Origin of the sequence: Dactylosporangium sucinum, from assembly GCF_014647515.1 — a bacterium.
Lineage (GTDB): Bacteria > Actinomycetota > Actinomycetes > Mycobacteriales > Micromonosporaceae > Dactylosporangium > Dactylosporangium sucinum.
The window spans coordinates 1-241 of the sequence record NZ_BMPI01000057.1 but is presented as its reverse complement, the minus strand read 5'-3'; the positions used below and the strand labels follow the sequence as shown (position 1 = coordinate 241).

The following is a 241-nucleotide window of genomic DNA, read 5'->3' as shown; positions in this document are numbered from 1 at the left end:
TGGCGAACAGGCCGGGGATGACCAGCCCGAGGCGCACGCCGCGCAGGCCGAGCATCGGGTTCTCCTCGTGCATGCGGTGGACCGCGTCGAGCAGCTCGCGGTCGTGGCCCGGGTCCTCGCCGCGCTCCTGCGCCCGGGCGACCTTGACGGCGAGGTCCTCCAGGGGCGGCAGGAACTCGTGCAGCGGCGGGTCGATCAGCCGTACCGTGACCGGCAGGCCGGCCATCTCGCGGAACAGCTC

At 73.9% G+C, this 241-nt stretch carries 1 protein-coding gene; it reads right to left on the bottom strand.

Translation table 11 applies throughout. The annotated features are described in order from the left end of the window. Positions 1-241: putative PEP-binding protein (locus tag IEZ31_RS57250; RefSeq protein WP_229836455.1), on the bottom strand; the 241-nt coding region annotated here is incomplete at both ends.